Source organism: Paenibacillus sp. cl141a (genome assembly GCF_900109305.1).
GTDB classification, from domain to species: Bacteria; Bacillota; Bacilli; order Paenibacillales; family Paenibacillaceae; genus Paenibacillus_AQ; species Paenibacillus_AQ lautus_A.
Genome location: NZ_FNZO01000008.1, coordinates 81,373 through 93,498 on the forward strand (window position 1 = coordinate 81,373; position 12,126 = coordinate 93,498).

Annotated in this window: 12 protein-coding genes and 1 other annotated feature; of the genes, 3 read left to right on the forward strand and 9 right to left on the reverse strand. The window is 48.0% G+C overall.

The window, feature by feature from the left end; all coding sequences use genetic code 11:
• Positions 1-498: 498 nt before the first annotated feature.
• The 3 genes from BMX45_RS31940 to BMX45_RS31950 form a co-directional block, all read right to left on the reverse strand.
• Positions 499-828, reverse strand: a complete 330-nt coding sequence (locus tag BMX45_RS31940; protein WP_254778173.1) for a DUF3024 domain-containing protein — start codon at positions 826-828, stop codon at positions 499-501.
• A 250-nt stretch (positions 829-1,078) separates the two neighbouring features.
• On the reverse strand, positions 1,079-1,540 hold the full coding sequence (locus BMX45_RS31945) for an HAD family hydrolase (RefSeq protein ID WP_368087176.1): 462 nt from the start codon (positions 1,538-1,540) through the stop codon (positions 1,079-1,081).
• Positions 1,509-1,718, reverse strand: coding sequence for an HAD family hydrolase (locus BMX45_RS31950; RefSeq protein ID WP_254778174.1), 210 nt, complete (start codon positions 1,716-1,718; stop codon positions 1,509-1,511). Before BMX45_RS31950 ends, BMX45_RS31945 begins: the two co-directional genes overlap by 32 nt.
• Positions 1,719-2,792: 1,074 nt before the next feature.
• Between BMX45_RS31950 and mraY the strand changes: the two genes are divergently transcribed.
• A complete protein-coding gene (mraY, locus tag BMX45_RS20830; RefSeq protein ID WP_175495175.1) occupies positions 2,793-3,743 on the forward strand; it encodes a phospho-N-acetylmuramoyl-pentapeptide-transferase in 951 nt (316 codons plus the stop codon).
• A 90-nt stretch (positions 3,744-3,833) separates the two neighbouring features.
• Here the strand turns inward: mraY and BMX45_RS20835 are convergent, their stop codons facing one another.
• The gene (locus BMX45_RS20835) at positions 3,834-4,778 is read right to left on the reverse strand and encodes an aminoglycoside phosphotransferase family protein (RefSeq protein WP_090911462.1); all 945 of its coding nucleotides are present in this window, start codon (positions 4,776-4,778) and stop codon (positions 3,834-3,836) included.
• Positions 4,779-4,928: 150 nt separating this feature from the next.
• Positions 4,929-5,243 (reverse strand): DUF1904 family protein, encoded by a 315-nt coding sequence (locus tag BMX45_RS20840; RefSeq protein WP_090911464.1) that lies wholly within the window; start codon positions 5,241-5,243, stop codon positions 4,929-4,931.
• Positions 5,244-5,481: 238 nt separating this feature from the next.
• Here BMX45_RS20840 and BMX45_RS20845 point away from each other — a divergent pair, with 238 nt between their 5' ends.
• The gene (locus BMX45_RS20845; protein ID WP_090911466.1) at positions 5,482-6,393 is read left to right on the forward strand and encodes an aminoglycoside phosphotransferase family protein; all 912 of its coding nucleotides are present in this window, start codon (positions 5,482-5,484) and stop codon (positions 6,391-6,393) included.
• 94 nt (positions 6,394-6,487) lie between these two features.
• Here the strand turns inward: BMX45_RS20845 and BMX45_RS20850 are convergent, their stop codons facing one another.
• A complete protein-coding gene (locus BMX45_RS20850; protein ID WP_090911468.1) occupies positions 6,488-6,889 on the reverse strand; it encodes a hypothetical protein in 402 nt (133 codons plus the stop codon).
• 195 nt (positions 6,890-7,084) lie between these two features.
• On the opposite strand from BMX45_RS20850, the gene BMX45_RS20855 reads away from it, so the two are divergent.
• Positions 7,085-8,305: an RNA polymerase sigma factor gene (locus tag BMX45_RS20855; protein ID WP_090911471.1), complete on the forward strand. Its 1,221-nt coding sequence runs from the start codon at positions 7,085-7,087 to the stop codon at positions 8,303-8,305.
• A gap of 75 nt (positions 8,306-8,380) precedes the next feature.
• Here the strand turns inward: BMX45_RS20855 and BMX45_RS20860 are convergent, their stop codons facing one another.
• The 3 genes from BMX45_RS20860 to BMX45_RS20870 all read right to left on the reverse strand — a co-directional run bounded on the left by BMX45_RS20860 (position 8,381) and on the right by BMX45_RS20870 (position 12,104).
• The gene (locus BMX45_RS20860) at positions 8,381-9,178 is read right to left on the reverse strand and encodes a PP2C family serine/threonine-protein phosphatase (RefSeq protein ID WP_090911473.1); all 798 of its coding nucleotides are present in this window, start codon (positions 9,176-9,178) and stop codon (positions 8,381-8,383) included.
• Entirely contained in the window at positions 9,175-9,642 is a 468-nt protein-coding gene (locus tag BMX45_RS20865) for an HIT family protein (protein WP_090911476.1), read from the reverse strand. The genes BMX45_RS20860 and BMX45_RS20865 overlap by 4 nt, the downstream gene beginning before the upstream one ends.
• Positions 9,643-9,685: 43 nt before the next feature.
• Positions 9,686-9,908, reverse strand: a binding site (T-box leader).
• A 75-nt stretch (positions 9,909-9,983) separates the two neighbouring features.
• Positions 9,984-12,104 (reverse strand): assimilatory nitrate reductase catalytic subunit NasC, encoded by a 2,121-nt coding sequence (locus BMX45_RS20870; RefSeq protein ID WP_090911478.1) that lies wholly within the window; start codon positions 12,102-12,104, stop codon positions 9,984-9,986.
• Positions 12,105-12,126 lie beyond the last annotated feature (22 nt).

Here is a 12,126-nt window from a genome sequence, read left to right on the forward strand (position 1 = left end):
CTTGTTTTATCAATATTTTATTTACTTCTTAAATCTATTTTATGCTTTTTAATACTCTTTATTAATAAATCTATTACAAACCCTAATACGATCCAAAACAATAAATGAAATAAGTATATTAATGGTTGAAAGAATTTAGATGTATCTGGATTTGTATTAATATCTGTTAGCCACTCAACTAATAGCAAGTTAATAGGGTTAGTAAGAAAAATTAAAAGGTTCTTGTCATCATTTCCAGAGAAATTAAAGAAACAAATCAATAAAGAAAGTAAACAAAACCAGAATGCAAATCTTTTCATTATTAAAATCATCACAGCATTCTCCTTACATATTTCTATTAAACTGTCCCTTTCATATAACGTTTCTGTATTCAAGCAGTACGACAAAGTCGGGTGTGTCTGCTGAGACTACTTTCTTAAAATTCATCCAGCAGACCAAGGCTCCGCAAGGAGGCGCTGCGTGAATATTATGTTATGAGATGTCATTGACCACTTCGAATTAACCCCAAAACATTCCGTTATGCCCTTCGTCTACAATCTTTAACTGTGTTTCAAAATCTTCATTCGGTTCTATATCATCTATGAAATGCCATTTCCCTTTACTGTCTTGCCAATATATTTTCCATTCCTTCTCATCTAATCTGAACTGAGCTACTGGCATCTGCACCCATTGATCGCTTTTGTATCCTTGTCTTTCTTCAATCAATGTCACATGTTTTCCTCTGATCTTGTAACTGATTCTAATCTGGCTTTTCACATGTTCTGGTATTGCATTTTGGGTGTATTGGTCCATGATTTTCATAATCCGCTTCTTCGTAAAATCATCCATGGATTCTGTCTCTCCTGCCCTAATCGGTTTTGCTTTGATTATATCACGATGATGTCTCATAACGTTCAGGCATTCACGAACCCTCACTGGCTTAAGTGAGCGAAGCGAGCGGGTCCGACGGACTTAGCCAGTGCAGGGTTGTCCGCCTGCCTCCTCTTCCTCGAAAATCCTCGGGCGGACCAAGGGACGCGCCAGCGACTAGCAGTGTGAATGCAGTGTTATATGATACCAACCGACTTCCACGAATAACTCACAATAGAATAATGTCCTTTAGTTCAATCAAAGTCTTGATTCGATAGCTGGCCTGTGAAAAGTCATGCGTTTTTGTAAACTCGTTATGGACAATAGCACATTCGATACCGGTTGCAACGGCTGAGTTCAGACCTCTGTTTGAATCCTCTATAACCAAGGTCTCTTGTTTGGTAGCGCCGAACCGCCTTAGAGCGGTCAAGTAAGGTTCAGGGTGCGGCTTAGTGAGCTCATAGTCTTCACGAACAAGAATGAACTCCATGAATTGTCTGATCTGGCGTTTTTCACGAATAATTTCAAAATCCGCACGTTTTGCAGTCGTCACGATGGCCATGCGAACGTACTTTGACGTTTCGGCTAGAGTTTCAACTACGCCTTCAATCTCTATGGTTTCTGTGCTTAGATATTCCTGATAATAGGCGTTGCGTACCTCACGCTGCTTGCTGATTGTCTGTTCGTTTATTTATACCTGCCGCACTAACTTGTGACCAAGTACCTAACGACTGAGTCATGTCGCGAAGGTATTGATCCTTATCCAAGGTAAATCCAATGTCAGCCATAGCGCGTTCTCCCGCTTTAAAATACCAATATTCAGTATCAACCAGTACACCATCATGATCAAAGAGTATGAATTTTTTCATTGTTTTGTTCTCCTTTGTTATCAGCCAACCATGCATGCAATAACGCACCGTTGATTACCATTAAGGTAGTCTGGCCTCTCCTCATTTAGCACTTTGGTTTTTCGGGTGGTTTCATATAACGTCTCTTGTACTCACGAGCCCTCACTGGCTTAAGGGGCGCCAGCCCCGGGTCCGACGGACTTAGCCAGTGCAGGGGTGTCTGCTGATTCCGCTTCCCCGAAAAGCCTCTGCAGACCAAGGGCCGTCAGGCCCGCTACGTGAATACGGTGTTAGCTGGAGTTACTGACTTCATTGAGATGCTCGAGTGATATTTGTTTGTTGTTAGCTACTTGCTCTTTTGTTCTAAGATCTCTCGTATATAAGCATGTAAACTTCATTGTTAAACAAGCTGGACTCTTTCATCAACATGCTATCAACATGAATCATTGTTCCTTCAAAAAGTGTATACAACTGTCGAATGGATTCGAGTGTAAATGGAATCATCCAGACCTTTCTATCACTGACCCATTTCCTTCCTGGAATTTCTCGAATCTTCGTCACCATTTGTTCATCATATTTAAAACGAACATACAAGGAATTTTCATCATTCCGAGACAACCAAACACTCACATTCCCACCCTCCCATTATAGCAGCAACCTAATTATTGGAAAGCAAAAAGAGCTCACAATCGCCGTAATCGACGTTGTAAGCTCCCGATACTTTCGGTGCTGTATCCTTTATAATCTAACCGCTCCCAATTCAGTAATATCACGATTAGGGATTTAAAATTGTTATAGCGATTAAATTGATTAAACCATTATCAAGGTAGCCATGGCTACCTCATTTCTCACCTTACTTTAAGAACGGAGATGCCATGCAAGCGAAATCACACTACTGCACTTCGAGTCGAACATGACAAGTAGCGCCGAGTCAGTCTTGATGGTTCACGCCGTCTTCGAAAACTCCACGGGAAATGACAGCCAACGCTTGTCCATTAACAGACCCTATCAATTCTAGAAATTAGAAGGAATATTTGTCCATTCCATCGAAATACAATGAAATAACGGAAATGGATAGAAAGTGATGTGTATGAGATGAATGGAATTCTGGGTGTATCCGGACTATCGTTCTTGCTGGTGACGCTATTTACGCCGCTGCTCATCTGGGGTTTGCGCACCTTAAAGCTAACGCAGCCGATCCGGACAGAGCTGCCTCCCGATCATCAGGCCAAACGCGGGACGCCGTTAATGGCTGGCCTTATTTTGTTGATTGGCATTGGGATGTCGCTGCAGTTTCAGCCTGAGCCGCTGACCGTTTTTTTATGTTCCACCTTTCTTCTGTTCAGCTCGATCGGGTTTATGGACGACTTCAAAAAAGCGGCGTGGCAGGACCCGTCCGGAATTTCCGGCCGCATGAAGCTTGTGCTTCAGTTCCTGTTTACCGGGGCATTATTGTATGTCCTGTTCCAGTCCTTCTCGCTGACAAGTGATATCGCGCTTTTCAACGGGTTCCAGCTTCACCTGCCGATCAGCGTCTACATTATCATCATGCTGCTGTTCATCGTAGGCTCGGCGAATGCCATCAACTTTACCGATGGTTTGGACGGACTGTTGATCAATGTGGCCATACCGACCTACTTTTTCTTCTTCCTGATCTCCGATAAACCGGAGGTTCAGATGTTCTCGCTGGTCATGATCGGCTGTCTGCTGGGCTTGCTGCTCTACAACATTCATCCGGCCCGGGCTTTTATGGGCGATACGGGATCCCTGGCTATCGGCGGCTCCCTTTCCTTCCTTGCTGTTATCGAGAAGGTCGAAATTCTGATTCCCCTGCTGTTCCTGATCTATTTGGCGGAGCAGCTTTCGGTTATCCTGCAGGTATGGTATTACAAACGGACCAAGTTGCGCCTGTTCCGGATGGCCCCGATCCATTTCCACTTCAGTCTCAAGTACGGCTGGAGCGAGAACAAAATCGTGATGATCTTCGGTTTTGTCTCCTGGTTTATGGCTCTGCTCTGTTGGGTGCTGGAAAAATACGTCATGTGAACCATTCCGATGGACAAGCAAAGCAAAAGCCTCCTGGTAGATGCAATGAACTCTAACAGGAGGCTTTTACATATTGAAACCTAATGCTGATTAGGATTTCGACATCGAGATCTGTTCAAGCTCTTTCTTAAGGCTGTGAAGCGTGGACGCGCGTTCTTCGTCATTCTGGACATCATATAGCAGCTGCTCCATGAACTCCCAGATATCCTCCAATCTACGTCTGCCTTGATAAAACGTCAGCGCCTCGCTGTTCATCTCGTAATCGCTATGCGTTTCTTTATAAATCCTCATAAATGATTCGAAATAGGGTTCATTGACAAAAAACATCATATCCGCTTCGACCGGCGCCAGCTTCAGCCCCTCCCAGTCAATCAATATCAATCGCTGACCATCCGACATCAGATTCCAGGCATGCACGTCGGTGTGGCACAGCGCCAGGCGAAGATCGCGTTTCTTCAGCGCTTCGGACAGCGCTTCCACTTCAAGTATCAAACCCTTCAAGCTGTCGATATGGGGATTCATGACTTCCCCCATGTCATCCGGCTTCCCCGCGTCCAACGCCTCCCTTAGCTGACCAAGAAAAGGCACCGTAAAGTTTTCCGTCATGGCACTTGTCACCAGCGGAAAATCCTCCCCGTAACGATGGAGCTCAGCGATGATCTCTGCCAGTTGTCTCACTTGATTCTGCGTCAGCTTGCGATCTGCAATCGTGTCCCCGTCGATATATTCATACAGCAAATAAATGCCTTCGTTATCCTCGCATCGATAACGTTGGTCTGTCGTCAGCATCGGCACCGGAATGCTGCCCTTTAAACGACTATGCTCCTCAAGCCACAGCAGGATCGGCACATAATCGTCAATCAGCGCAGTCCATTTGGGCGTGGAGGCCCGGCTTTTCTCATAAACTTTCAGGAAATAGTCCTGTGCGCCATTACTCACTTTGTAAGCAAGCGCAGCCCAACCGCCCTGCTGGAGTACAATAACGGAATGACCCAAACCGTAATATTCCTTCAAAATGCCCTGTAGTCGGTCCATGTTTCCTCCTGTCTATGCACTTACCATGCCTCATAATCTCTTTGATTTATCATAACGGTAAGAAGATATGAGATAAAGTCCATCATTCATTTTAAGTAAAAAACAAGGATGCTCTTCCAGCATCCTTGTTTTCACTCATCATATCTTATTTTATTCTAATGGCCTGCCTTCTTTATAATAGAGATTCCGATTGAGAATCACGAAGAATATATGTACGTTCCGGTACCCGCGTTCCGACAGGATCTCGTGAATGCTGGCCGCAACCGCATCGTGGGTCTCCTGAGCCCGCTGGAACATCAGGATTTCGACGGATAACGGCGTATTCGTAATGATCCGATATGGGAGCTGTTCGATTTTCACGATTTCTTTCGGAATCTGAACAATACCGGCGAATGTTTCAACCACGGTTGGCGTTATTTCTTCGAGGAAAACTTCTGAAAATCCTTTAAAACGTAAATATGGCACACGTATCCCTTCATTTCATCGATTTATTGGTCTTCTGGATGTCCGCAAGTGACTTTTATCTCTCTTCTACTATACAATAATGTTATTGTGAAAGGAATCACTATGATACAGATATCTAAATTGGTCGGTAAAGTTCAATTACAGCGGTCCTTTCCGTTGCCCGTACGATGCGATTCCGATACACTGGGTAAGTGTTCCGTTTTGTGGAAGTTATTCATTTATGGAGGTGAAGACAAGTATGGGACAAAATCCATGGGATGCCGAATGGGAAGTGACGGAGCCGTTAGTCCGGCTGCTGCTTAACCGTCAATTTCCTCAGCTGTCCTCATTACCCATCCAAAAGATCGGCAGCGGCTGGGACAATACTGTCTATCGCATCGGCGAAGAGTACGTGTTTCGTTTTCCCAGAAGAGCATTTGCCATCCCTTTACTTCAAACCGAAGCCAAAATCCTGCCCAAGCTGGCGAATTACATAACGTTACCCTATGCCAAGCCCCTTTTCTTCGGAAAAGAAAGCGCAGACTACCCCGCGCCTTTCCTGGGGTACACCTATCTTTCCGGGTCGTTTCCGATTGGACTGACGGATGAAACACGGATGCAGTCGGCGGCAGCGCTCGCGCGCTTTCTGAAGAACCTGCATGCCTTTCCCGTGGACATAGCGCAGCAAGAAGGTGTAGCGGTGGACCATCGTAATCTGACCGATCTTGCTGGGCGCAGGGATAAAATGCTGGACTATCTATCCCAGCTTACCCTCCATTTTACGGATGCAGAAATGAAGGAGATCGTCGACTATTTGTACGGCATTTCCTTGGATCGGGTCAAGCAGCGACATATTCTTATTCATGGAGATCTTCATTTCAAAAACATGCTGGTGGACGAAACAGGCAAGCTTTCCGGCATCATCGATTGGGGCGACGTCAGCATCGGACATCCCGCCTGCGACCTGAGCATTGCTTACAGCTTCTTGCCTCCGGCTTCAAGGGAGGGATTTTTTGAAGCCTATGGCAGCGTGGATGAAGAAACGAAAGTGCTGGCTCGTTTAATCGCCGTTTATATCCCCATGCTCATCTTCATGCAGGCTATCGACGATAAGGACGAAGCCGTTGCACAGGAAGCCAAATCGATTATGAAGCGTGCCCTCGCGATTTGATGCTTCTATGAGATTTTTGTATCAAACGGCATAACAAAAAAAGAAGCTTGAGTGTTCAAGCTTCTTTTTTTTTCGATTAGACCTTTGCCCTTGGTTAGATTTTCAACACTCCCATTAATGGCATGATGGCTTTTATCACGTTCATACCCAGTTTAATATGAGGCACGATCTGTCCCAGGAAGCCGAGAGGGCCTGCAGGCGCAGCCGCCACTCCCTCCTCGACTCCTTCGGCTGACGCAGCGCTTGGAGGTCCGCCAAAGAGGTCGCTTAAAAATCCGGATATTTGCGCTTTGTCTCCGCTTCGGGCAATCGCAGCCGGCATCTTATTGTTGGCCCGGAGCCCTGATAGCGTCACTTCCCCGCCTTGGATCTGATTCAGTTCGCCGACGTAATAGCTGCCGTCCTTCAGAACGACCACGACCGGCTGACCTACCCAATGCTGCGGCGGTCTCGGTATGGAAGCGGATCTGGACTTCCTTGCGCGTTTCGAAGGCATATAAGGATCACCTCGCTTCCCATATACATGATGATGACATCATATGCAGTGAATGCCCTTCTTTCTTGTGCCTTTATAGGATGATGAATATAAATGCATTAAAACCTAGATTCCGAGAATATTTCTGTTCCACTGTGGCTTTCTGCATACCTCCGGTGTCTAATAAACTGTAAGGTCAAGAGGAGGTTCTTAACCATGTCTAGAGCTCAAGACAAACTCCCTGGTTATCCGGATAATCAAGGAACAAAACGAACATTTGAAGATACGTATGATGAATATCGCCCAAGGATCCGGCAATATCTCGCCCTGAAATTGAATCCGACGGCGGCAGATGACTTAACCCAGCAAGTGTTTTTAAAGGCAATGGAGAACCTTGATAAGTTTAATGGAACATCCAGTCTGTTCACTTGGATCTTCAAAATTGCTCAAAACACAGTCAAAAATGAGTATCGAAGTTTAGCACGAAAAAATGAAAAACCTTATGACTTTACACGTTTTGAATCGCAGTCCATCTCCCTTGATTTTGCAGGTTATGTTGATATTCGAATTGATATCGGAGCAGCGCTTAAGAAGTTAAGCGAACGAGATCAGCAGATCATATCTTTACGATTTTTTGTGGATTGTACGCTGCAGGAAATTTCCCAGATCGTCGGCATGCGCGAGAGTGCGGTGAAGAACCGATTGTATCGGTCCTTAGCGAAGCTGAAGAAAGAATTAAGAGAATGGGGTGACATCACGATTATGTCGATACTCGACTTGATATCCATTGAAAGTAAAAGTGAGGCAAATCATCATCAGAACAAGGTGCATCAGGACCTGGTTCAAGAACTCAAGAATAATGTAGAACAGATGGCCGCGAAATATAATCATCAGCCTTCCCGCAAAATCGTTATTGAAATTTATCCCGACCTGCCCACATTCCATCAAGCCGTAGGCGAAAGCGATGCACCTAATTGGTTCATGGGGACGTTCGATAACTGCACGTTAAAAATCGTCTCGCCCTTGAACCCGGGACCCGAGCATACCTATCACTCGATCCTCCGATCCACCCTGCACTTATATGCGATGTGGTTGATTAGTGATATTAATCCATTGGCACCTAGATGGATCCGTCAGGGCATCGGGGGGTACGAAGCTCAGCAGATGTCGGAAGACTTCATTCGAAGCACGACGACCGAAGCTATTCGTAATCGGGCAGTTCCAAACTTCGAGGATCTGAATGATGATTCCTGGGATTTCGGCAAAACAGGATTTCAGTTCTCATATTTGATCGTTGCGTTCATGATTGAAAAATACGGGTTAGATTCATTGAACCAATTCATTCGCAATCCGGATGATTATTACGGCATCTTCCATCTTTCCAAGGAAGATCTTCATGAACAGTGGGCGAAAAATCTCCAGCACCAGCTTCATTAAATCAATGGAAACCCGGTCATTGACCGGGTTTCCCAGCCTTTTTCAGTTGAGTTCGATTTATCTTGCATGCATTTCCTATCTTGAAACATCGGATGGATAGCTGGGATGATGCCCAAGCTCCACTTGCCATGCAATCATGGTGACGCTGTCCTTGATCCCGCGTTCATGCGACATTTGCATGAAATCCTTCACGCCTTTTTCCAGATCAACGCCACGCAGCTGTTTCATATGTTCCAGAAATAACGGTCCCCATTCTAACGCGCCATCGGTGCTTAATACAATCACGTTTTTCCCGGAGCGCAGCTCTCTTACGCCCGTGGAATAACAAGGGACCTGCTTATCGAATGTGTTTACCTTCCCTATCCATTCGTAGAAATTCCGTTGATTGAGCAAGGTTTGCCCGAGCGCCGTCAATTCGGGATGAAGCAGATAAAGCAGGCAATCCCCGACGTTAAACCACCACAAGTATTCTTCGCGTCTGCAGCATAGCAGACAGGAAGTTTCACCGGCAATTCTCCTGCAATCCTCGCGAAAGCGTTCGGAAGTCAACATGCCCAGCAAATAGTCATGCAGGTTTTGAAAACACTGCTCGATTGGCTCGCGAAGGATGCCGGCAATCTCGGATGCGGCCCCATCGATATAGGATAAGACGAGCTGGGCGCTCTCATCGGTGTCATGGGCATCCAGCAGCAGGACGAACTCCAAGTCAGATTCCGCATCGATCCAGATATAAGCGCCATCCTCGTTTTTATCCGCCCCGGCTGCCGAGCTGCCGCCATACCGGCCCAGTACCCCATGGGAAACCGCAATCGTCTGCGGATCGTCGAGGAACATGCTGGTGCTGCCGTGCCACTTCACGATATGAGGCCTCATGGAGAAACCTCATCCTGCGCCATATAATGCCTGATTCGCGAACACACTTCTTCGATCTGAGCGGCATTACCTCGGGGGGCTTCCGGCCAACCGCTAATTCCAAACCCCCAATAGGACACGGGCGTATTCGGATAACGCGGAATCAGATGGATATGCAGATGAGGGACGTGATCTCCCAGCACGAAGGAGTAGATATGTTCCGCGCCTATGCATGCTTTCAATGCGCGACTCACCCGGGTCAGCATCCGTCCGACGGCGGCCGACTCATCGTCTTGCAGCTCCGCTAATCCCGATACATGCCGCTTGATATCGATCATGGTATATCCCAGATAAGCTTCGTTGGAATCGGAAGAAATATGGCCTACGTAGAGCAGCTCATCCTCATAAATCGCTCCCCCTGGAAGCTGGATCTCTCCCCGATGCTTTCGACAGATAAAACAATCGCGCTCTTTCGCGTTAACCATATGAACCCTTCCCTTCGATAAAATATAAAAAGCCCGTCATCCCCTAAGAGACGACAGGCTAACTACCCGCGCGGTACCACTCTACTTGATCCGATCTTCATCGAATCCGCTTGAAGCCCGATTACGAAGGCTAAACGTCAAGGCATACTCCATTTCTGCCTCACCACTCCTGGGCGAGCTTCGGAATCCTCACGGACTGCATTTCACCATTGCTGCAGCTCTCTGAACCATGAACGATTTCTACTACTCCCAATCATTGTGTTTGAATATAAAATTGTTCCTATTATAATTTTCCATATTCATCCTGTCAATGAAGAACGGACTGCATTGTTTGCGTCACCCTACCTCAAAGACCGTATCCGGACAGCGGCTGTCTTAAAACCGGGCATCTTGCAGAACGGATCCAGTTCCGGCCGGGTCGCATGATTGACATTCTGCACGCCGCCCCAATGCATCGGGACGAACAGCGTGTCTTCTCTTATATGTTCTTTAATCCTGCTGCGTACGGAAAAACGTCCATGTTCCGACTCGATTTCTACCCACTCCCCGTCACGGATTCGGTAACGCTGCGCGGTAAGCGGATGGATCTCCACGAAATTTTCAAGCTCGCGCGCAAGCAGGGAAGGACTTCTCCGGGTCTGCACGCCCGTCAAGTAGTGTGATAGAACACGGCCATTGGTTAGAATGAGCGGGTACTCCTCGGACACCCCCACCCACGGATCCCCCGGCGTCACGGAAAACACGGCCTTTCCGTCAGGATGAGCGAACGATTGCCGGAACAGAAGCCCCGCCCCCGATTCTTCTTCGGAGGGACACGGCCAGTACACTCCCTCTTCACGGTGCAATCGGTCATAGGTGATGCCGAAATAGTCTGCAATGCCGCCTTTGCTTGCAAGCCTCAGCTCATTAAATATCTCCTCAGGCTCGTGAAAGTCAAAATATTCACCCCTGCCCAATCTGTCTGCGATCGAACATAGAATCATCCAGTCATGACGCGCCTCCCCCGGCGCCTGTCGCACCGCCTTCCGGAGGAGAACCCGTCCCTCCAAATTCGTCAGCGTACCTTCATTTTCCATATAGGAGGTTACCGGCAGGACAAGATCGGCGAATCGGGCCGTTTCGGTCATAAACATATCCGCAACCACCAGAAATTCGAGATGGTTTAAGCCTTCCTCCACAAGCCCGGCATTCGGATTCGAAACAACGGGATTGGACCCCATCACGAAGAGCGATTTAATTTCGCCTTCATGAATCAGCTCCATCATCTCGTAGGCAGAGACGCCCTTTCCAGGCAGGCTGGAAGCCTTAACGCCCCACACGGAGGCAACATATGCCCGGTCCTCCTCATTCTCGATCGATCGATAGCCTGGCAGCTGATCGGCCTTCTGCCCATGCTCTCTTCCTCCCTGGCCGTTCCCCTGACCGGTGATCGCCCCGTAACCGCAGCCTTCCCTCCCTACTTTTCCTGTTGCCAAGACCAGGTTCAGATAACGGCGTACCGCAAGATGGCCATCCGTCTGCTGCTCCACCCCTCGGGCCGTCAGCACCATCCCGGTATCCGCCATAGCATAGGAAACGGCGGCCTCCCGGATCAGCTCCACATCTAATCCGCATAAATCGGCGGCCCGTGATAAATCGAAGCTGTCCAAATAGGTTTTCAATTCCTCGTAACCCGTGGCTCTTGCTTGAATGAAGCCTTCGTCTAAGAGACCTTCATCCACGATCATTTTCAGCATCGCATCCGCCAGCATGGCGTCCGTCCCAGGTCTGATCGCCAAATGCATATCGGCTATTGCGGCCGTTGCGGTTCTGCGCGGATCGATGACGATGATCTTCGCCCCATTCTCCTTGGCCTGGTTGAAGTAAGGGAGCAGCGTAGGCTGGCATTCCGCTATATTGGTGCCGGCCAGCACGATGCAGCGGGCAAGAGGAATATCGGACAGCCTGAACGTCAGCCCCCTGTCGATTCCAAAGGTTTTGCTCCCGGCAGAAGCTGCGGCCGACATGCAGAAACGGCCGTTATAATCGATATACCGGGTACCGAGCGCCACCCTGGCAAATTTCCCGAGCAAATAGGCCGTTTCGTTGGTCAGGGACCCGCCGCCGTAGACGGCATGGGCATCGGGACCATATCTCTCGGATATCGCCTGAAATCGATCGCTAATCACGGCCATCGCTTCATCCCAAGAGCAAGGAACGAGTTCGCCGTTTGAACGGATCAGCGGATGTTGCAGCCGCTGCGAATGGGCTGCGTGCTGATGGGCATTCATGCCTTTGACGCACACCCTGCCTTCCGAAGCGAGGTTCGGTATGCCCTCCACCTTATACTTGGCCCTGAACCTTCCCGGGATGCTCTTCTTTTCCTCTACAACCGTCATCTTGCACTGTACGCTGCAAAACGGACATTGTGTCTCTACCACGGCCGCAGCTCCTCCCGCAGAGGGCGATTCCGAATAAACCATAACTGACCACCTCTCCCTATAT

Coding starts and splice junctions, on each gene's coding strand:
- BMX45_RS20870 (WP_090911478.1), bottom strand. CDS start 12,104: ATGGTTTATTCGGAATCGCCCTCTGCGGGAGGAGCTGCGGCCGTGGTA.
- BMX45_RS20835 (WP_090911462.1), bottom strand. CDS start 4,778: ATGGACCGACTACAGGGCATTTTGAAGGAATATTACGGTTTGGGTCAT.
- BMX45_RS20850 (WP_090911468.1), bottom strand. CDS start 6,889: ATGCCTTCGAAACGCGCAAGGAAGTCCAGATCCGCTTCCATACCGAGA.
- BMX45_RS20860 (WP_090911473.1), bottom strand. CDS start 9,178: ATGAGGCCTCATATCGTGAAGTGGCACGGCAGCACCAGCATGTTCCTC.
- BMX45_RS31940 (WP_254778173.1), bottom strand. CDS start 828: ATGGATGATTTTACGAAGAAGCGGATTATGAAAATCATGGACCAATAC.
- mraY (WP_175495175.1), top strand. CDS start 2,793: ATGAATGGAATTCTGGGTGTATCCGGACTATCGTTCTTGCTGGTGACG.
- BMX45_RS20865 (WP_090911476.1), bottom strand. CDS start 9,642: ATGGTTAACGCGAAAGAGCGCGATTGTTTTATCTGTCGAAAGCATCGG.
- BMX45_RS31950 (WP_254778174.1), bottom strand. CDS start 1,718: ATGAAAAAATTCATACTCTTTGATCATGATGGTGTACTGGTTGATACT.
- BMX45_RS20855 (WP_090911471.1), top strand. CDS start 7,085: ATGTCTAGAGCTCAAGACAAACTCCCTGGTTATCCGGATAATCAAGGA.
- BMX45_RS20845 (WP_090911466.1), top strand. CDS start 5,482: ATGGGACAAAATCCATGGGATGCCGAATGGGAAGTGACGGAGCCGTTA.